This window comes from Cryobacterium arcticum, from assembly GCF_001679725.1.
Lineage (GTDB): Bacteria > Actinomycetota > Actinomycetes > Actinomycetales > Microbacteriaceae > Cryobacterium > Cryobacterium arcticum_A.
Window position 1 is genome coordinate 1,111,998 of sequence record NZ_CP016282.1, and the last position, 17,717, is coordinate 1,129,714.

General features: G+C 70.5%; 20 protein-coding genes and 1 riboswitch. Of the genes, 12 read left to right on the forward strand and 8 right to left on the reverse strand.

What is annotated here, in order from left to right; genetic code table 11:
• Positions 1 to 20: 20 nt before the first annotated feature.
• Together PA27867_RS04955 and PA27867_RS04960 are read left to right on the forward strand one after the other, a co-directional pair.
• Positions 21 to 485 carry a winged helix-turn-helix domain-containing protein gene (locus tag PA27867_RS04955; protein ID WP_066594037.1) on the forward strand — a complete coding sequence of 155 codons (465 nt, stop codon included), beginning with the start codon at positions 21 to 23 and terminating at the stop codon, positions 483 to 485.
• Between the two features lie 18 nt (positions 486 to 503).
• Positions 504 to 986: a DUF1801 domain-containing protein gene (locus tag PA27867_RS04960; protein ID WP_066594043.1), complete on the forward strand. Its 483-nt coding sequence runs from the start codon at positions 504 to 506 to the stop codon at positions 984 to 986.
• A gap of 103 nt (positions 987 to 1,089) precedes the next feature.
• Here the strand turns inward: PA27867_RS04960 and PA27867_RS04965 are convergent, their stop codons facing one another.
• The 4 genes from PA27867_RS04965 to PA27867_RS04980 form a co-directional block, all read right to left on the reverse strand.
• The gene (locus PA27867_RS04965) at positions 1,090 to 1,719 is read right to left on the reverse strand and encodes an MBL fold metallo-hydrolase (RefSeq protein ID WP_066594048.1); all 630 of its coding nucleotides are present in this window, start codon (positions 1,717 to 1,719) and stop codon (positions 1,090 to 1,092) included.
• Positions 1,719 to 2,813, reverse strand: a complete 1,095-nt coding sequence (locus PA27867_RS04970; RefSeq protein WP_066594050.1) for an S-(hydroxymethyl)mycothiol dehydrogenase — start codon at positions 2,811 to 2,813, stop codon at positions 1,719 to 1,721. Before PA27867_RS04970 ends, PA27867_RS04965 begins: the two co-directional genes overlap by 1 nt.
• 107 nt (positions 2,814 to 2,920) lie before the next feature.
• A complete protein-coding gene (locus tag PA27867_RS04975; protein ID WP_066594052.1) occupies positions 2,921 to 3,940 on the reverse strand; it encodes a PHP domain-containing protein in 1,020 nt (339 codons plus the stop codon).
• A gap of 50 nt (positions 3,941 to 3,990) precedes the next feature.
• A complete protein-coding gene (locus tag PA27867_RS04980) occupies positions 3,991 to 4,311 on the reverse strand; it encodes a hypothetical protein (protein WP_236900840.1) in 321 nt (106 codons plus the stop codon).
• A 165-nt stretch (positions 4,312 to 4,476) separates the two neighbouring features.
• On the opposite strand from PA27867_RS04980, the gene PA27867_RS04985 reads away from it, so the two are divergent.
• The 5 genes from PA27867_RS04985 (at position 4,477) to PA27867_RS05005 (ending at position 8,066) form a co-directional block, all read left to right on the forward strand.
• Positions 4,477 to 5,070, forward strand: a complete 594-nt coding sequence (locus PA27867_RS04985; protein WP_066594055.1) for an HhH-GPD-type base excision DNA repair protein — start codon at positions 4,477 to 4,479, stop codon at positions 5,068 to 5,070.
• A gap of 151 nt (positions 5,071 to 5,221) precedes the next feature.
• A complete protein-coding gene (locus PA27867_RS04990; RefSeq protein WP_208857302.1) occupies positions 5,222 to 5,956 on the forward strand; it encodes a DUF2461 domain-containing protein in 735 nt (244 codons plus the stop codon).
• Between the two features lie 133 nt (positions 5,957 to 6,089).
• Positions 6,090 to 6,398, forward strand: a complete 309-nt coding sequence (locus tag PA27867_RS04995) for a hypothetical protein (protein WP_157109126.1) — start codon at positions 6,090 to 6,092, stop codon at positions 6,396 to 6,398.
• Between the two features lie 174 nt (positions 6,399 to 6,572).
• Entirely contained in the window at positions 6,573 to 7,529 is a 957-nt protein-coding gene (locus tag PA27867_RS05000; protein WP_066594061.1) for a hypothetical protein, read from the forward strand.
• A gap of 111 nt (positions 7,530 to 7,640) precedes the next feature.
• Positions 7,641 to 8,066 carry a DUF1761 domain-containing protein gene (locus tag PA27867_RS05005; protein ID WP_066594063.1) on the forward strand — a complete coding sequence of 142 codons (426 nt, stop codon included), beginning with the start codon at positions 7,641 to 7,643 and terminating at the stop codon, positions 8,064 to 8,066.
• Positions 8,067 to 8,139: 73 nt separating this feature from the next.
• Here PA27867_RS05005 and PA27867_RS21050 read toward each other — a convergent pair whose 3' ends face one another.
• The gene (locus PA27867_RS21050; protein ID WP_208857303.1) at positions 8,140 to 8,469 is read right to left on the reverse strand and encodes a toxin-antitoxin system YwqK family antitoxin; all 330 of its coding nucleotides are present in this window, start codon (positions 8,467 to 8,469) and stop codon (positions 8,140 to 8,142) included.
• 364 nt (positions 8,470 to 8,833) lie between these two features.
• On the opposite strand from PA27867_RS21050, the gene PA27867_RS05015 reads away from it, so the two are divergent.
• Positions 8,834 to 9,634 (forward strand): ABC transporter ATP-binding protein, encoded by an 801-nt coding sequence (locus PA27867_RS05015; protein WP_066594065.1) that lies wholly within the window; start codon positions 8,834 to 8,836, stop codon positions 9,632 to 9,634.
• On the forward strand, positions 9,631 to 12,153 hold the full coding sequence (locus PA27867_RS05020; protein ID WP_157109127.1) for an ABC transporter permease: 2,523 nt from the start codon (positions 9,631 to 9,633) through the stop codon (positions 12,151 to 12,153). Before PA27867_RS05015 ends, PA27867_RS05020 begins: the two co-directional genes overlap by 4 nt.
• Before the next feature lie 42 nt (positions 12,154 to 12,195).
• Here the strand turns inward: PA27867_RS05020 and PA27867_RS05025 are convergent, their stop codons facing one another.
• The 3 genes from PA27867_RS05025 to PA27867_RS05035 all read right to left on the reverse strand — a co-directional run bounded on the left by PA27867_RS05025 (position 12,196) and on the right by PA27867_RS05035 (position 14,942).
• Positions 12,196 to 12,948, reverse strand: coding sequence for an LON peptidase substrate-binding domain-containing protein (locus PA27867_RS05025; protein ID WP_066594070.1), 753 nt, complete (start codon positions 12,946 to 12,948; stop codon positions 12,196 to 12,198).
• Positions 12,949 to 13,038: 90 nt separating this feature from the next.
• Positions 13,039 to 14,457, reverse strand: coding sequence for an amidase (locus tag PA27867_RS05030; protein WP_066594072.1), 1,419 nt, complete (start codon positions 14,455 to 14,457; stop codon positions 13,039 to 13,041).
• Positions 14,458 to 14,471: 14 nt separating this feature from the next.
• Positions 14,472 to 14,942, reverse strand: a complete 471-nt coding sequence (locus tag PA27867_RS05035) for a GNAT family N-acetyltransferase (protein WP_066594074.1) — start codon at positions 14,940 to 14,942, stop codon at positions 14,472 to 14,474.
• 116 nt (positions 14,943 to 15,058) lie between these two features.
• On the opposite strand from PA27867_RS05035, the gene PA27867_RS05040 reads away from it, so the two are divergent.
• From PA27867_RS05040 to gcvH, 3 genes are all read left to right on the forward strand, one after another.
• Positions 15,059 to 15,541 (forward strand): GNAT family N-acetyltransferase, encoded by a 483-nt coding sequence (locus PA27867_RS05040; RefSeq protein WP_066594081.1) that lies wholly within the window; start codon positions 15,059 to 15,061, stop codon positions 15,539 to 15,541.
• A 175-nt stretch (positions 15,542 to 15,716) separates the two neighbouring features.
• Positions 15,717 to 15,814, forward strand: a riboswitch (glycine riboswitch).
• Positions 15,815 to 16,029: 215 nt separating this feature from the next.
• Positions 16,030 to 17,208 (forward strand): glycine cleavage system aminomethyltransferase GcvT, encoded by a 1,179-nt coding sequence (gcvT, locus tag PA27867_RS05045; protein ID WP_066594083.1) that lies wholly within the window; start codon positions 16,030 to 16,032, stop codon positions 17,206 to 17,208.
• A gap of 130 nt (positions 17,209 to 17,338) precedes the next feature.
• Positions 17,339 to 17,710 (forward strand): glycine cleavage system protein GcvH, encoded by a 372-nt coding sequence (gcvH, locus tag PA27867_RS05050; RefSeq protein ID WP_066594085.1) that lies wholly within the window; start codon positions 17,339 to 17,341, stop codon positions 17,708 to 17,710.
• The last annotated feature ends 7 nt before the right edge of the window (positions 17,711 to 17,717 follow it).

A 17,717-nucleotide genomic window follows, 5' to 3' on the forward strand; every position in this document is an offset into this window, starting at 1 on the left:
TAAGGGGGTTCGGTTTCTTCGTGCGCCTCGACGGCGACGCCGCTCCACGGGAGGCGCTCGCCGTGGCGCTGACCGACGTCGTGGCACGGCTGGCCCCGGATGCCCAGGTGCACGTCGAGCCGGAGCCCGGAACCGGCGCGGCTGCCGACGGCGAGGCGGCTACCGGTGGCGTCCCGGCTGCAGACAAAGGCATCGTCATCGACGTCGGCCGCCAACTGCTGCTCGTCGACGGACTGCCCGTGCAACTCAGCTACCGCGAGTTCCGGTTCCTCTGCTACCTGGTTCTGCGCCCGGGCGTCACGGTGGGTCGGGCCGAACTGATCGACGCCCAGCGCACCTGGTCACGGGTCACCAGCCCGCGCACCATCGACGTGCACATCCAACGCCTGCGCGTGAAGCTCGGCGGCTACGGCGACATCCTGCGCACCGACCGCGGAACGGGGTACCGATACGACGCGCACGCTGACGTGCGCATCCGGCGCTGAGCGGGTTACCGTGGGGGCATGAGCTCAGACGACGACAGGGCTGACCCGGCCGCGGATGACGCGGTACGCGCCCATCTCGACACCGTGACCGGCGCGACCCGGCGGCGGGACGCGGAGACACTGCTGGGGATGTTCGGGCGCATCACCACTGAGCCGGCGCGGCTGTGGCCCGGGTCGATCATCGGGTTCGGCCGGTACCACTACAGGTACGAAAGCGGACGCGAGGGCGACGCCGCAGCGGCCGGCTTCTCGCCGCGCAAGGCGTCGATGTCGATCTACTTCGCCGACGGGCTGGGCGCCTATGCCGACGAACTCGCCCGGCTCGGCCCGCACAAGACCGGTGTGGGCTGCCTGTACATCGCCGACCTCGCGAAGGTGGACCTCGCCGTGCTCGAGCAGATGGTGTCGGCGTCGTACCGGGCTGTGACCGCCGGCGACTACTACGGGCACCGCGCCCGAGAGTCTGAGGGCGGCCGCCCGGAACCGCGCGAGCCGGAGTAGGCCGTTCCTTCGCGAGTTGCCCCTGTGCGGACGAGTTGCCCCACCGTAGTTGGGCGACTCGTCCGCACGGGGGCAAGTCGGTGCGTGTCTTATCTGTGCAAGGTCAGTGCCCGCGGGCGAGCCAGTCCGGCAGGTCGGGTGCCTCGGCGCCGATCGTGGTGGACTCGCCGTGCCCGGTGTTCACGACCGTGTCGGCCGGCAGGGTGAGCAGCTTGCCCGTGATCGACTCGATGATGGTGGGGAAGTCGCTGTACGAGCGTCCGGTGGCGCCCGGCCCGCCGTGGAACAGCGTGTCGCCACTGAACAGCGTGCCGAAGGTGGGTGCGTACAGGCAGACCGAGCCCGGGGAGTGCCCCGGGGTGTGGATCACCTGGAGTTCGATCCCGGCCACGGCGATGCGCTGCCCGTCGGCGAGGTCTCGGCCCGGCGCGGCGTCGGGGTACACGACCTCCCAGAGCATCCGGTCATCCGGGTGCAGGTAGACCGGCGCACCCGTCGCGGCGGCAACGGCGCCGGCAGCGCCGATGTGGTCGTTGTGCGCGTGAGTGCTGAGGATGCCGAGCAGCGTGCGGTCGCCGACCGCCGTGAGGATCGCCTCGGCGTTGTGGGCGGCGTCGATGACGACGCACTCCGTGTCGTCGCCGACGATCCAGACGTTGTTCTCCAACGCCCAGCTGCCGCCGTCGAGGTCGAAGGTGCCCTCGGTGACGAGGTGTTCGATGCGCGCGTTCATCAGAGCACCACCACCGAGCGCAGCACGTCGCCCGAGGCCATCTTGGCGAACGCCGCCTCGATCTCGTCGATACGGATGCGTTCGCTCACGAACTCCGCCAGCGGCAAGCGGCCCTGCAGGTAGAGCTCGGTGAGCATCGGGAAGTCCCGTTCGGGCAGGCAGTCGCCGTACCAGGAACTCTTGAGCGAGCCTCCCCGGCCGAAGACATCCAGCAGCGGGATCTCGAGCATCATCTCGGGCGTCGGCACGCCGACGAGCACCACGGTGCCGGCCAGGTCGCGGGCGTAGAACGCCTGCCTCCAGGTCTCGGGGCGGCCGACCGCGTCGATGACGACGTCCGCGCCGAAGCCGCCGGTGAGCGCCTGAACGGCCGCGACGACGCCGTCTTCGTCGAGGTTCGAGGAGTCGACGGTGTGTGTGGCGCCGAACTCGGTGGCCTTGGCCAGCTTCTTGGGATCCCGGTCGATGGCGATGATCGTGGACGCCCCGGCCAGCTTCGACCCGACCACCGCAGCGTCGCCGACACCGCCGCAGCCGATCACGGCCACGGAGTTGCCGGGTGAGACGTTGCCGGTGTTCATGGCGGCGCCGATGCCGGCCATGATGCCGCAACCGAGCAGTCCGACCGCGGCCGGATCGGCATCCGGGTTCACCTTCGTGCACTGGCGCTCGTGCACGAGGGTCTTCTCGGCGAACGCGCCGATACCCAACGCAGGGCTGAGCTCGGTGCCGTCGACCAGGGTCATCTTCTGAGTCGCGTTGAAGGTGTTGAAGCAGTACCAGGGCTCGGCGCGGGTGCAGGCGCGGCACTCGCCGCAGACGGCCCGCCAGTTGAGCACGACGAAGTCGCCGACGGCCACATGGGTGACGCCCTGACCGATCACGCTGACCCGGCCGGCGGCCTCGTGGCCGAGCAGGAACGGGAAGTCATCGTTGATTCCGCCTTCCTTGTAGTGGAAGTCGGTGTGACAGACACCGCAGGTCTCGATGTCGACGACAACCTCTCCGGGCCCCGGGTCGGGGATGACGATGTCGGTGAGCTCCACAGGAGCCCCCTTCGAGCGGGCGATCGCGCCTGTGACGGTGATGGGCATGGAGCTCCTCGTGAGTTGCCGGGGCAGCCGATGTGGCCGGAATCCAACCTATCGAAGCATCCTGACCGGGTGCAGGGGCCGGTCTGCCCGGGCGTGGCGGCGGATGCTCAGAGACCCGCGTGCGACCAGTCCAGCAGCCTGTCGACGGGCCAGGTGGTCACGATGCGGTCGGGCGGCACCCCCGCGGCGGCGGCCCGCTCGGCGCCATAGGAGAGGAAGTCGAGGTGGCCGGGGGCGTGCGCGTCGGTGTCGATGCTGAACAGGCAGCCGGCCTCGACAGCCTGCCTGATCAGGTCGTCGGGCGGGTCCTGGCGTTCCGGCCGGGAGTTGATCTCCACGGCGACGTCGTTCTCGGCGCAGGCGGCGAACACCCGTGCGGCGTCGAATGTCGACGGCGGGCGGGTGCCGCGGGATCCGGAGACCAGGCGCCCGGTGCAGTGGCCGAGCACGTTCGTGTGCGGGTCGCGGATGCCTGCCAGCATCCGTCTGGTCATGGCGATCGAGTCCTCGCGCAGCTTGGAGTGCACGCTGGCGACGACGACGTCGAGCCGGTCCAGCAGTTCGGGGGTCTGGTCCAGCCGGCCGTCCTCGAGGATGTCGACCTCGATGCCGGCCAGCAGCCGAAAGTCGTCGTCGGCCGCAGTGTTCACCCCGGCGACCACGTCGAGCTGCTCCCGCAGCCGGTCGGCGCTGAGCCCCTGCGCCACGGTGAGGGAGGGGGAGTGGTCGGTCAGCGCCAGGTAGTCGCGGCCGAGCATCCGCGCCGTCGACACCATGAGATCGATGGGAGTCGTGCCATCGGACCATTCGCTGTGACTGTGCAGGTCGCCGCGCAACGCCACGAGCAGGTCGTGGCCGCCGGCCGCGAGCGGCTGCCGGCCCTGCTGCCGGAGATTGTCGAGGTAGTCGGGCAGACCGTACAGCGACTGGCCGATCACCTCGGCCGTGCGGCCACCAATGCCCTTCATGGCCCGCAGCCTGCCGTCGTGCACCCGGTCGGCCAGCTCGGCGGCGTCCAGGCCCGCAATGAGCGTGGCGGCCCGTCGGAAGGCCTGCACCTTGAAGGTGGGGGCCAGGTCGCGCTCCAGCCAGAAGGCGATCTCGGAGAGGGCATCGACGGCATCCATACCGCCATGATCGGCCTGGACGGGTGAAAAGGGGAGGGGGATGCGGCGTGTCAGGCCACGTCGAAGTGCGCCGCGGTGAGCTCCCGGTCGATCAGGAACTGGTCGTCGGCCGGGTAGAACACTGCCATCTCGATGTCCTCACCGGCGAAAGACACGATGTCGGCGTGGGTGCGCCAGAACGAGATGGTGCGCACCTCGCAGCGGCCGTCCGGCAGGTCGCGGAAGACCGTCGCGGCACCGAGGTTGCCGTGGGTGGACCGGTAGTCGGCCAGCCCGGTGCGTTCGAGGTACGCGGTGTACGCGCCGCGGTCCTCCGGCCGGATCCAGCCGGTCCAGCTGCGCATCACGCTGCCCGCAGGCACATCGAACATGACGGTCCTCCTCCCTCGCCGGTCACCCGGTCGCCGGGTTACCACCGCTTATCTGTTCCCGTTCCGGACTTCTGCGCCCGGTGTGCCGGGTGCAGATGTCCGTTGCGGGCACAGTAGCGCGCCGGCGAGCCTGCGGGGGAGGGCCGCCGGTGCGAGAATGGGCCGATGACGCTGCACCTCACCGGCGATACCGCCGCAGACTCCCTTCTCAGCGACGACCCGTTCGCGCTCCTCGTCGGCATGCTGCTCGACCAGCAGATCCCCATGGAGACCGCCTTCGCCGGCCCGGCGAAGATCCGCGACCGGCTGGGCACCCTCGACCCGGCTGTCATCGCCCAGTACGATCCCACCGAGTTCGTCGAGGTTTTCAAGCAGACTCCCGCGGTACACCGGTTCCCCGGCTCGATGGCCGGCCGGGTGCAGACCCTGGCCGCGGTGGTCGCCGAGGACTGGCACGGCGAGGCCGCCGCGATCTGGTCCGCCCCGGATGCCGATGGCACGGCCCCGGACGGAGCCGAGGTGCTGCGCCGGCTGAAGGCGCTGCCGGGCTTCGGCGAGCAGAAGGCCAAGATCTTCCTGGCTCTGCTCGGCAAACGACTCGGGGTCGAGGCCGCGGGGTGGCGGGAGGCATCCGCCCCCTACGGCGAGGAGGGGTCCCTGCGGTCGGTGGCCGACATCGTCGACCCGGAGTCCCTGGCCAAGGTGCGCGAGAGCAAGCGGGCAGCGAAGGCCGCGGCCAAGGAATCCGCCACGACCTAGCGGTGCGCCCGGTGCCCGTAGCCGGCTCCCGGGGTCGGGTTTAGCATGGCCGCGTTCGCCCCAAGGATGCGCGGAGGAGCCTGAGTGCCACCACGGGGCAGCCGCGGGACAATGGATGCACGCGACGACGAGCGCGAGACAGAAAGAGAGCGTGCGGGTGGGCCCCCATTTCAGCGAGCAGACCTTCGACTTCCTCGAAGAACTTGAGCACCGCAACAACCGTGAGTGGTTCGAAGAGCACAAACCCACCTACGAACTCGAACTCAAGGCGCGGATGCTCGAAGTCATCGAGGCGATCAACGTCCGGTTGGAGACTTTCGCGCCCGAGCACCTCAGACCCGCGCCCAAGGCCATGCTGCGGATCTACCGCGACGTGCGGTTCTCCAACGACAAGACGCCGTACAAGACCCACCTCGCGGCGAACTGGCCGCGGCAGGGCCTGGAGAAGACCGGGGGAGCCGGGTTCTTCCTGCAGGTGGGTGTGCACGGGGTGATGGTGGCCGCCGGCGCCTGGTCGCCCGGTTCGCCCCAGCTCCGGGCCATTCGCGAGTATCTCCTCGATCACCACGACGAACTGCGGCAGCTGCTCGCCGCCGAGCCGGTGACCCGGTTGGCCGAGCCGCTGGACGGGCGCCCGCTCCTCCGGGCGCCCCAGGGGTTCCCGGCCGAGCACCCCGCGGCCGATCTGCTACGGGTGCGCAGCTGGGCGCTGATCTCCCGGCTCCCCGGGGACGCAGCCCTCGGCGACGACTTCGTCGACGCCGTGGCCGAACGGTTCCAGGCGCTGGCTCCGCTGGTCGACTTCCTCAACGTGCCGCTGTCGACGGTCACCCCGCTCGAGCGGGAGGCATCCGCTGGTCGCCGGAACGTCACGGTCGGCCGGTAGGCCGCCGCAGCGGCGCCCGCCGTTACCCGACCGTGCCCTGGGGAGCCACGGCCCGGGCCGGGAATGCACGAGAATGGGACAGAAGAGTGGTCGCGGCCGAACCGGTCCAACGGGCCCTCGAAGGAGCAGCACAGTGACCGACCCTCGAGCCAAGATGGAGGGCAACAACCTCCTCGCACTGGGTGCGCCGCAATCGGACTGGACCAAGGCGCCCGGCCGGGTTCCGGGCTTCTGGGTGGCGCTGCTCGGCCTGGTCGTGTCCCTCGTCTTCCCGCTTCCTGCTCTGCTGGTCGGGGCCGTGGGGCTGCTCTTCACCCTGCAGGCCTACCGCGTCATCCCCGCAGGAGCTCGGGGCCGCCGCCTCACACTGGCCGCCTTGGCCCTGGCCGGCGCCACCCTCGTCGTGGTCGTGCTGCAGATCGTGCTCGCGCTGGTGCTCTAAGCGTTATCCGATTGGCGCCACAGCCGGCACCAGTGCACTGCTAGCGTTCGCGTCATGAGAACACCTCGTCGACCGGGCAATCCTGGCCTCGCTGTCAGCCTCCTGACCGTCGCTGCCCTCCTCCTGTCCGGCTGCGCACCCGCCTCGCCGGCCCCGCCGGCGTCCGAGAGTGCGATGCCACCGGCCACTGTCGATCTCACACCGGCGGCCCCAGCGGCCCCCGCCCAGCTGCTGGACGGCGACTGCTCTGCACTGGCCACTGATGACGTGGTGAGCGCCCTGCTCGGTGCGGTGGTGTCCGCGCAGACTGGATTCGTGGACGAACCCAGCGGGAACGCCGTGACCACGGTCGGCGGAATCGAATGCCGCTGGACGGAAGTCGCCGGAGTGACCGGCGCGACCGGAGCCTCCCTCACCACGGTGATGATCGGGTCCGATGCCGTCGAGACGACCCCTGACGGAGTCGAGTGCTACGAGACGTCGTTCGACGCGAGCGGCGTACTCGCCAGCACGTGTTCCTTCAGCGTCAGCTCGGGTTCGGTCTGGCTCAGCGGTGTCGCCGCCATGGCGGCCGGCGCCGACGAGCAGGACGCCCGTGCCGTGGTGGCTGCGGTGAACGACATCATCCGGGCGATGCCGGCCCCGCGACCCGTTGGCTCAGGTTCGACCGCACAGGTGTGGACGGCTGCCGGATGCGCGGATCTGTCGGCTCGGGCCGGGCTGCCCGAGGTGCTCGACAGTTCCGGACTGCTCGTGGGAGACGTGGACTCGTCCGGTGCCGAACGACCAGCGGGAAATGCTGCCGCGCTCGCCGCAACGGGGTCCTTCGGGTGCAGCTGGTACCACAATGGGGACACCCCGAGCGGGGAACTGAGCGGATTCAACAGTGCGACCCTGCCTGGCGGAGGTTGGGCGCAGACCCAGGTGCTTGCGTTGCCGGGCGCCACGGTTGTGGAGCTGGCCGGGGTGGACCTGGCCGTGCGGGTGCCGATGGACGAGGCGGTGACGGGGGTCCCCGAGGTTCTCGACGTGTTCGATGGCGCGAACTGGCTTCAGATTTACGGTGCCGGAGAGCTGGCGGATCTCGAGCCAGCGGCCGTCGCACTGGTAGCCGCGCTGAATGCCGGCTGAGCGCATCGCTCGGAGGCCTGCGATCACCCTCTGGCCGGGGACTGGGTCTGGTCGCTAGAGTCGAGTCCCGGTGCAACTCGGTGCCCCGATCAGTCCAAAGGGGACGAGACCATGTTTCTTGCCGAACTCAACTGGCTGGCCATCGTGGTCGCCACGCTGGCCGCTTTCGTCGCCGGCGCCGTCTGGTTCGGCCCCAAGACCTTCTTCCCGCTGTGGTGGAAGCTCATGGGCAAGGGGCCCGGAGAAGAACCGGGCACCGGCAACATGGTGGTTCTGTTCGGGTCGACCTTCGTCGCAGCCCTCGTGGAGGCGACGGCCGTCGCCTCCGTCATCTACTTCGTGGCAGCGACCGACCCCGGCTTCGGCACCCTGCAGGGCGGCCTCACCGGGCTGCTTCTCGGCGTCGGGCTTGCGGCCGCATCCTCGTTGTCGCACCGGCTCTTCGCCGGGCACGGATTCCGGGTCTGGGCGATCGAGGTCGGCAGCGACGTCGTCAACCTCACCATCATGGGCCTGATCCTCGGCAGCTGGCGGTAGAGCCCGCGCCCGGCCGGGAGCGGGCCGCATCCCCAGTCCCAAGCGCCGGCTCTCTGGCCAGCCCCTTCCGCGACTATGGGTGAGCTATGGTCCCGTGAGGAGGGTCGGTGGGCGCCGGGACGGCGTCGCCCGACGGTGCCGCGCGGAAGGACGTCTCCTTCACGATGCGTCCGGCGCGGTCCCAGGTGCGCCACACGCCGACCTGATCGCCGAGGTGGAAGTCTCCCGAGCGCATCAGGGTGCCGTCGAGCCGGAACCACTCCCAATGACCGTGCAGTCTGCCGTCCAGTTCGAACCCGCTGGCCTTGAGCGAGCCGTTCGCGAACCGGTCGTGCCGGGGGACGGGCAGACCCGTCGTCGGTTCGGCCGACTCGGGCGTGGGGGTGGGCGACGAAGGTGGCATGCCTCCATGCTGCCCCGGACAGACTCGCCGCTCTAGCGCCTGTGTCGAGGATTTCCCGATCGGTCGCCGTCGGCCTCCAGAACGGCTGAACCACTGGGATGCGGGGCCCTGCGAGACGGCCGTGCCATCCGGCCGGGCCGGGCAGTGATACTTCCGGGCCGGAAGCAAGGCGTAGGGTGTAACCCAAACGGGGGCCAGTTTGGGTTGGGGGCAGCGTGATGCCGCCGATCCGGCCCTGTAGGCGCAGTACCGGCTGACAAACCGTTCCCGGCCTGATGGCGTGCCGGTGAACACGCGGCCGCGCATCCGGTGTCACCGGACGCACTCGCCCGAGCATCGATTTCACGCGCAGGGGGAACCAGCCATGACCGACTCTCACAGCGGACCGACGGGAGCGAACGGCCAGGCACCGGGCACGGCGGAGCACGCCGTCGTGGCACAGGACTTGCGCAAGAGCTACGGCCGCGGCGAGTCGGCCGTCGCCGCCCTCGACGGGGTGTCGGTGGTCTTCCCGCGTGGACAGTTCGCCGCGGTGATGGGGCCGTCGGGGTCGGGCAAGTCCACCCTGATGCAGTGCCTGGCCGGACTGGACACCGTGACCGGAGGCACGGTCTGGATCGACGGCACACCGATCACCGGGCTGCGGGACCGGGGCCTCACCCGGCTGCGCCGGGACAAGATCGGGTTCGTCTTCCAGGCCTACAACCTCGTTCCCACCCTCACCGCCCGGCAGAACATCGTGCTGCCCCTCGCCTTGGCCAGGCGCCGGGTGGACCGGGCCTGGTTCGACGAGGTCGTGCAGACCCTCGGGTTGACCGGGCGGCTGAAGCACCGCCCGCACGAACTCTCCGGCGGCCAGCAGCAACGTGTGGCCGTGGCGCGGGCCCTGCTCGGCCGGCCGGCCGTGATCTTCGCCGACGAACCCACGGGAAACCTCGATTCGGTCGCCGGCGCCGAGGTGCTCGCGCTGCTGCGCACCAGTGTTCAACAGTGGGGCCAGACCGTCATCATGGTCACTCACGACGCCGTCGCGGCCTCCTGGTCCGACCGGGTCGTACTCCTCGCGGACGGCCATATCTCCGGTGAACTTCAGGACCCAACGGTCGACTCGGTGCTCGCCGCGCTGCACGGCGCCCGCCCGGCGCACGACCGGTCGATGGCGTGATTCGGGTCCTCCTCTCCGGCCTACGGGCCACGCTGGCGCGATTGCTCGCCACCGGATTGGCGGTGGCGTTGTCCGTGGGTTTCGTCGTGGCGACGCTCACCCTGTCGGCCACCTTCACCCGCACCACCGCCGACTCCCTCGCGGCGAGCATGGCCAAGGCCGAGGTCTCGGTCACACCGGAAGCGGCGATGGTGGCCACCTCCGACCCACGGCACTCCACCGATGTGCTCCTCGACCTGCTGCCCGCCGTGCAGGCCGCGCCGGGCGTCGCCGGAGCCGATGTGGACCGGCTGGCCTATGTGGATCTGAGGTTCGGTGAGACCCGGAGCGTGGCGCAGCTCGGCGTGGTGCTCAACGATTCGGTGCGCTGGCAGACCCTGGCCTCCGGGCGCTGGCCGCAGAGCGTCACCGAAGCGACCCTCGACCAGCCCGCCGCAGAGTCGATCGGGCTGACCGAGGGCGACACCGTCACGATGGCCGCGGTCGGCTCCGGCGTGAGCGCCAGCACCGTGACGGTCGTCGGCATCACCGCGCCGCAGGTCGCGGGCGTCGACACCGGCGCCCCCACCCTCCTGATGCCGGCCGAGGCCCTCGCCGACCCCGCCCTCTTCGCCCTGTCCACCTCGATCCTCGTGGCCGGCGTGCCCGGGGCCGACACCGCCGCGGATGCCGACGCGCTCGCCGCCGCCGTGAGCACGGCCGTCGCCGGGGCGTCGGGCGTCGTGGTGCAGACGCGAGCCGACGCCGTGGGCGACCAGACCGCCCAACTGTCCGGCAGCGCCACCGTGCTCACCAGCATCCTGCTGGCGTTCGCGACGATCGCCCTGTTCGTTGCCGCCATCGTGATCGCCAACACCTTCCAGGTGCTGGTCAGCCAGCGCACCCGGGAACTGGCGCTGCTGCGCTGCGTGGGCGCCAGCGCGGGGCAGGTGCGCCGGTTGGTGCTGGGGGAAGCGCTGCTGCTGGGCGTGGGCGCGTCGGTGCTCGGGGTGGGCATCGGCCTGGCCGGGGCAACTGTGCTGGCCGAGGTCAGCCGGGACAGCGCATCCGGCCTGCACCTGGGGCAGCTCGTGATCGACCCGGCACTGTTGGCCATCGGGTTCGGTGTCGGCGTGCTGCTCACCCTGGTGTCGGCGCTCGGGCCCGCGCACCGGGCCACCCGGGTGCGTCCCATCGCCGCGCTGCGGTCGGTGTCCGCGGGCCCCGGTGTTCGCCGCAACCTGATCGGCTTCGTGCTCGCCATCGTGCTGGTTGCGGGCGGCGGCGCCGGGCTCTATCTCGGAGCGACCCGGTCGGGGTTGGCCGTGGCCGTGGTCTCCGGGGTCGTCAGCTTCCTCGGCATCTTGCTGGCGTCCGCGCTGTTCATCCCGTGGATAGTGCGTGCTGCCGGCGCGACCATCGGGTGGACCTCGGCACCCGCCCGACTCGCCGCGCTGAACGCCACCCGCAATCCGGCCCGCACAGCCTCGACGGCCGCCGCGCTGCTCGTGGGGGTGACCCTGGTGACCATGATGGTCGTGGGGGTGACCTCGGTGCGGGCGTCGATCGGCGAGCGGATCGACCTCAAGCGCCCGGTGGACCTCACCGTGCAGTCGGGCGACCCGTCGGGATTCAGCCCGGAGCAGGAATCCGGTATCACCGACATGACCGACGTGGCCGGGTCGACGTCGGTGGATTCGGGCCGGGTCACGATCACGGCGGGTTCCGCGGCTCCGGTGATCCTCGGCGCGCGCGGGCTCGACCCGGCTCGGGTACAGGACGTCGCCCGCTCCACCGTGGTCGTGCCGCAGAACGGGCAACTGCTGCTCAACCCGGCGGATGCGGGCGCGCTCCACGACGGTGACCACGTGACCGTGACCGGGGATGCCGGCAGCGCCGACCTGACGGTGGCGCTCGAGGAGACCGCTCCGCGGAAACAGGCCACGCTCACCAAGACCGACCTCCTCGGCCTGGTCGCGACTCCGGTCATCCGGCAGATGCAGCTGCGCCTCGACGATGAGATCACCAGCAGCCAGGTACAGCAGCTGAGCACCGACATCCTCTCGGTGAGCGATCAGTTCACCGTGGGCGGTGGGGCACCGGAGCGGACGTACTACGAACAACTTCTCGATGTGATGCTGCTCATCGTGCTGGCCCTGCTCACGATGGCGGTCGTCATCGCCTGTGTGGGCGTCGCCAACACCATGGCCCTGTCGGTCTTCGAACGGCGCCGCGAATCAGCCCTGCTGCGCGCCCTGGGCCTCACCCGCGGCCAGTTGCGGCGGATGCTCGGCATCGAGGCGACGTTGATCACCGTGGTGGCCGCGGCGTGCGGCATCGGGCTCGGTGTGCTCTACGCCTGGGCGGGGCTGTCCGCGGTGTCGCTGCAGGCGCAGAAGCTCGGGCTGACGGTGCACCTGCCCTGGTCGCAACTCGGGCTGGTGCTGCTCGGCGCGCTCGTGGCGGGGCTGATTGCCACCATCGTGCCGGCCTCAGGCGCGGCACGGCGGTCACCCGTCGAGGGGCTCATGCACGAGTAGCGGCCGCTCGCCGGCATCGGCTTGCCCGATCTGGCCCGGCGGTCAGGAGTTCCGGCCCGGGTCGTCCGGGCCGAGGTCGTCGGTGCCGAGATCGTCCGCATCGAGGGCGTCGGGGCCGGGCAGCCGGAAGGCGTCGGCGGCCGCCTCGGTGTGGTCGAAGATCGCCCGGAGCAGGCCCGCCATCGTGGTGGACCGGAGCATGTCGACCTGGTCGAGCGGCCCAACCGGGGCGATGCCGGCCAGCTGCCAGGCGGCCTCAACCGGGTCCTCGGAGAGCGCCACATCGGCCGACCAGGCGTCGTCGGTGAACTCGCTGGCCAGCGACAGGGTGCGGCGCACGGTCTGCTCGGCCAGCACCCGCAGGGGCTTGAGGGCGTCATCCCAGACCAGGGGCGGCAGCTCGCGCACCACGGCTTGCGGGTAGGGAGCGCCGTCGCTCCACTCAACGACCTCGATGCGCCGATCGCCCTGGGCCACAAGGCCGACGAAGCCCTCCGGAGCCACGAGCTCGATCACCTGGGCCACGGTTCCGGTGCTGAAGGCGTGCTCGCCGCCGCCCACCTCCTGGCCGCGTTCGATGAGTACCACGCCGAACTCGGCCGGCTCCGACTCCAGGATGCGCGCCAGCATCATCAGGTACCGCTCCTCGAAGACCCTCAGCTGCAGGGGCATATAGGGAAAGAGCACCGATCCGAGTGGGAACATCGGCAGGCCGCCGGGGTCGGCCGGCTCCTGCGTGTCAGGCGAACGGTCCGGTGTACCGGGTTCGTCGGGCGTGTTCCCTCGATTGGACATATCCCCAGCGAAGCACGCCCGCGCCCCAATTCCAAGCATTACGACGGGACGGCCCGCAACTGCCGCGCCGGCGCCGGGGCCGGCGCCCGTTCACAGCTGGTCGGCGTGGATCGGCGGCAGCCGGTCGGTCCAGGGCATCGCCTGCTCGAGCTGTGCCGCGGCCTGCAGCAGGAGGTCGTCGCGGCCGTACGCTGCCACGAGCTGAACCCCGATCGGCAGTCCCTCGCGGCTCTGCCCCAGCGGCAGGCTGATCGCGGGATGCCCGGAGATGTTGAACGGCGCGGTGAACGGCCCGAACTCGAGAATGCGGCGGATCCACGACCGGGCCGTGTGGTCGGCCGTGTTGTAGTCCAGGGTGCCGTGCGGCAGGGGCAGCTGGGCCACGGTCGGGGTGACCAGCAGGTCGTACCGGGTGAAGAACAGTCCGATCGCCCGGGTCACCCGGTGCTGGGCGTCGATCGCGGCGGCCACATCGAGGGCGCTGGCCCGGGCCGTCTCCTCGAGCACCACGCGGGAAACGGCCTCGAGTCGCGCCGGGTCAGGGCGGCGCGGGGCACGCAGCAGGGCGGCTCCGCTGGCCAGTACGGCGAGCATCTCGGCCTCGACGATATCGAACGGGTCGATCTCGGGACGGGCGTCGGCGACCGCGTGCCCGATCCACTCGAGTGTGCGGCCCACGGCCGTGGCCGCGGCGGCGACCTGCGCGTCCACCGGCACCCCCGACCAGGCCTCCGTCACGAGGGCGACGCTCAGACGGCCCGGATCTTGCCGGTGCGACCTCGCGAATGGATTGATCGGTGCGGGCAGGGTGTACTTCTCGCCGATGCTGGGGGAGCCCACGGCATCCAGCAGGTGGGCGGTGTCCCGGATGCTGCGGGTGAGCGCGAATTCGCCGATCAACCCAAACCCGGCCTCCCCGGCCAGCGGGCCGCTGGGGGTGCGGCCGCGGCTGGGTTTGAGGCCCACGATGCCGCAGCAGGCCGCGGGCACCCGGATCGACCCGGCCGCGTCGTTGGCGTGCGCCAGCGGAACCGCACCGGCGGCGACGAGCGCCGCGGCGCCGCCGCTTGAGCCACCGACCCCACGCTCAAGGGCCCAGGGATTGCGGGTGGGGCCGGTGCGCAGGGGTTCGGTGGCGAAGTTCAACCCGAATTCGGGCGCGGTGGTCTGCCCGATCGCCACCAGTCCGGCGGCGCGGAAACGCACCATCAACTCATGGTCGGCGTCGGCCGCGACGCCCTGGATGCTCCGACTGCCCAGAGCGAACTGCACACCGCGAGCAAACGGGCCGCTGTCCTTGATCAGGAAGGGAACGCCCGCGAACGGGCCGGTCGCCTCGGCCGCCAGCGCCGGGTCTAACAGCGGGCGGGCCAGGGCGTTCAGGTCGGCGTTGACCGCGTCCACGGCATCGCGGGCAAGCCGCTCGACCTCGGCCGCCGACACAGCACCGGCGCGGATGGCGGCGCGGAGGCCGACAGCATCGTGCGAGGCGTATTCGGCGAGGTCCACGGGGTGGGGGCCGCTCAGTCGAGCCGCTTGGCGAGCACGCGCACGTCGGCGTCCGCGTAGCCGAGCCGGTCGTAGAACCCGGTGACGGCCACATTGGTCTGCCGCACCATGAGCTGAACCTTCACGGCGCCGTGGTCGACGAGCCAGGCCTCGGCCGCGTCCATCAGCATCCGGCCCAGGCCCGTGCCCTGCTCGGAGGGGGCAACGGCGAGGTAGTAGATCCAGCCGCGATGGCCGTCGTGGCCCACCATCACGGTGCCGAGGAGTGTGTTGCCCTGGCGCTCGATTGCCGTGATCTCGGTGCCTGCGTTCTCGGTGCCTGCGTTCTCGGTATCGGCGAACACGCCCAGAACCGTGGCGGAGTCGGTGCCGAGCGCTCGTTGCAGGTCGGCGGCCGGCGGATTCCATGGGCGGGTGAGCCCGGTGGTCTCCCAGAGCGCGATGACGGACTCGAAGTCGGCTGGGGTGATGGCGGCGATCTGCATCGATCCATTGTGCCCGGCTCAGGGGCCGGCGGGCATCCGGTCGGTCGACCGGTCGGTGATCTCGCACCAGCGCGGGCCGCCGTCCAGACGCCGTCGCGCGCTGGCATGCTGGAGGGATGACTGACGCTCTCTTCCACCTGCCCGGCGGCCCGTTCACCCTGCGACCGGCGCTCGCCGGGGACGTGGCCGCCATCGTCGGCCTGCTGGCCGACGATCACCTGCGAGCCGCCGAGGAGTCCACGGAGGATCTGGCGCCCTACCTGGCGGCGTTCACGGCCATCGACACCTCGCCGGATCACCACCTCGTGGTCGTGGTCGACCCGGCCGGCGGGGTGGTGGCTACCCAGCAGTTGTCCCTGCTGCCCGGCCTCGCCCGGGCCGGCTCCACCCGGCTGCAGGTTGAGGCGGTCCGGGTGAGCTCCGGCCTGCGCGGCAACGGCCTGGGCAGCGCGATGATTGAGTGGGCCGTCGAGTTCGGCCGTACCCACGGATGCCGACTCGTGCAACTGACTTCGGACGAATCCCGCATCGACGCACACCGCTTCTACGAACGCCTAGGTTTCGCACCTACCCACTTGGGTTTCAAGTTGCACCTGTAACCCGCCCGGAAGTTTTCGGTGCTTGAGTCACAGTTCGCCGGAGGGAGAGGGTTCGGAGGGCGGGGGAGGTTACGGGGGCGTTAACTCTGGGGCGGGGCGTGGGAACCCATAGGTCTATGGGGAGGGTGGTCGGTTAGACTGCACAGCAGTAGAAACCAACTGAATACTGGGCCACACGATCGATGCGGGAGAGTTCGACGTCAGAAGACGAGCGAACACCGAAGGAGCAATCCTCCCCGACAATCTCTCAGGTACTCGTACCGCATCGAACGGGCCACTCTGAAAAGCGGATGTGCACAGCGCGTCCGGGTCTCGCTTCTGCGGGCTCCGGCGGCACGGGCCACATCCCGCCCATGGTGAAAGCCGGGAGCGCACACGCGCCCGGCGAAGCTCTCAGGCCTGACGACAGAGGGGGAGTTCCCACCGGGGTTCGAACGAGCCCCGGAGCACCTCACCGGGCACGCGCCCGGCGATGAACCGGAGAACTCATGACCTCGGCCAGCCCAGACCAGACCAGCACCGACTCGACCAGCACCGCCACGGACGCCGCCGCGACCGAACGGTTCTCGCCGCTGCACGCCGCCCACGTGGCCGCCGGCGCCAGCTTCACCGACTTCGCCGGCTGGCAGATGCCCGTGCGCTACTCCAGCGATCTCGCCGAACACCACGCCGTACGCAAGGCGGCAGGCCTCTTCGACCTCTCGCACATGGCCGAGATCCGGGTCAGCGGCCCGCAGGCCGGCGAGTTCCTCGACCACGCGCTGGCCGGGCAACTGTCGGTCATCGACCTGATGCAGGCCAAGTACAGCCTGCTGCTGAACTCCCGCGGCGGCATCATCGACGACCTCGTCGTCTACCGCACCGGGGAGACCGAGTTCCTCGTCGTCGCCAACGCCGGCAACCACGACCAGGCCCTCGAGGCCCTCACCACCCGGTCCGCCCGGTTCGACGTGACCGTCACCGACGAGAGCGGCGACACTGCGCTCATCGCCGTGCAGGGCCCCAACGCCCTCGCGATCGTGCAGGCCACCGCTGGGCTCAGCGTCGACGGAGACCTCACCGGGCTCCGCTACTACCGCGCGATCACCGCCGGCTTCAATGGCGCTCCGGTGCTCGTGGCCCGCACTGGCTACACGGGCGAAGACGGTTTCGAGCTCTACCTGCCCAATGCGGATGCCCTCGCCCTCTGGGACGCCCTCGTTGTCGCCGGCGCCCCGCACGGGCTGGTTCCGGCCGGGCTCGCCAGCCGCGACACCCTGCGGCTCGAAGCCGGGATGCCGCTCTACGGCCACGAGCTGACCACCTCCACCTACCCCGCCCAGGCCGGGCTCGGCCGCGTGGTCAACCTGGCCAAGCCCACCGACTTCGTCGGCCGCACCGCCAGCGAAGAGGGCCCGTCCGGCGAGGCGCACGTGCTCGTCGGCCTGGTCTCGGCCGGCAAGCGCGCCGGCCGCGCCGGCTACGAGATCTTCCGCAGCATCGACGCCACCGAACCCGAAGGCGTCATCACCAGCGGAGCACTCTCGCCCACCCTCGGCTACCCGATCGCCATGGCGTACGTCGCGCCGCCGCTGGCCCGCCTCGACACCGAGGTGTTCATCGACGTGCGCGGCACCCGCGCCCCGGCCACCGTCATCGCGCTGCCCTTCTACAAGCGCGCCAAGTAGCGCAGAACGGCGGCGTGCCCGCCCCGGGCATCCGTTCACCCGGCGTCCCGCGCTTCACCCCACAACCGATCAGCACCACCGATACACAGCACTGATCCACCCCCGTGATCACCCTTTGAGAGGAACCCCCATGGCCGACAAGACCGAACTCCAGTACACCGCAGAGCACGAATGGGTGCTCGTCAACGGCGACACCGCCACCGTCGGCATCACCGCCTACGCCGCCGACAAGCTCGGTGACGTGGTCTTCGTGGAGCTGCCCGAGGTCGGCAGCTCCGTCGCCTCCGGCACCGTCGTCGGTGAGATCGAGTCGACCAAGTCGGTCGGCGAGCTCTTCGCCCCCATCGACGGCACCGTCGCCGAGGTCAACGACGCCGTGGTCGCCAGCCCCGAACTCGTCAACAGCGACCCGCTCGGCGAGGGCTGGCTCATCAAGGTCACCTTCGAGAGCCTGCCTGCGCTGCTCAGCTACGCCGAGTACTCCGCCATCATCGGCGAGTAACAGCCCG

Bases quoted from the DNA above. Each gene is read 5' to 3' on its own strand.
- PA27867_RS04985 (WP_066594055.1), top strand. From the start codon at position 4,477: ATGACGCTGCACCTCACCGGCGATACCGCCGCAGACTCCCTTCTCAGC.
- PA27867_RS04970 (WP_066594050.1), bottom strand. From the start codon at position 2,813: ATGCCCATCACCGTCACAGGCGCGATCGCCCGCTCGAAGGGGGCTCCT.
- PA27867_RS04965 (WP_066594048.1), bottom strand. From the start codon at position 1,719: ATGAACGCGCGCATCGAACACCTCGTCACCGAGGGCACCTTCGACCTC.
- PA27867_RS04975 (WP_066594052.1), bottom strand. From the start codon at position 3,940: ATGGATGCCGTCGATGCCCTCTCCGAGATCGCCTTCTGGCTGGAGCGC.
- PA27867_RS05005 (WP_066594063.1), top strand. From the start codon at position 7,641: ATGTTTCTTGCCGAACTCAACTGGCTGGCCATCGTGGTCGCCACGCTG.
- PA27867_RS04960 (WP_066594043.1), top strand. From the start codon at position 504: ATGAGCTCAGACGACGACAGGGCTGACCCGGCCGCGGATGACGCGGTA.
- gcvT (WP_066594083.1), top strand. From the start codon at position 16,030: ATGACCTCGGCCAGCCCAGACCAGACCAGCACCGACTCGACCAGCACC.
- PA27867_RS05040 (WP_066594081.1), top strand. From the start codon at position 15,059: ATGACTGACGCTCTCTTCCACCTGCCCGGCGGCCCGTTCACCCTGCGA.
- gcvH (WP_066594085.1), top strand. From the start codon at position 17,339: ATGGCCGACAAGACCGAACTCCAGTACACCGCAGAGCACGAATGGGTG.
- PA27867_RS04980 (WP_236900840.1), bottom strand. From the start codon at position 4,311: ATGTTCGATGTGCCTGCGGGCAGCGTGATGCGCAGCTGGACCGGCTGG.
- PA27867_RS21050 (WP_208857303.1), bottom strand. From the start codon at position 8,469: ATGCCACCTTCGTCGCCCACCCCCACGCCCGAGTCGGCCGAACCGACG.
- PA27867_RS05000 (WP_066594061.1), top strand. From the start codon at position 6,573: ATGCCACCGGCCACTGTCGATCTCACACCGGCGGCCCCAGCGGCCCCC.
- PA27867_RS05035 (WP_066594074.1), bottom strand. From the start codon at position 14,942: ATGCAGATCGCCGCCATCACCCCAGCCGACTTCGAGTCCGTCATCGCG.
- PA27867_RS05015 (WP_066594065.1), top strand. From the start codon at position 8,834: ATGACCGACTCTCACAGCGGACCGACGGGAGCGAACGGCCAGGCACCG.
- PA27867_RS05025 (WP_066594070.1), bottom strand. From the start codon at position 12,948: ATGTCCAATCGAGGGAACACGCCCGACGAACCCGGTACACCGGACCGT.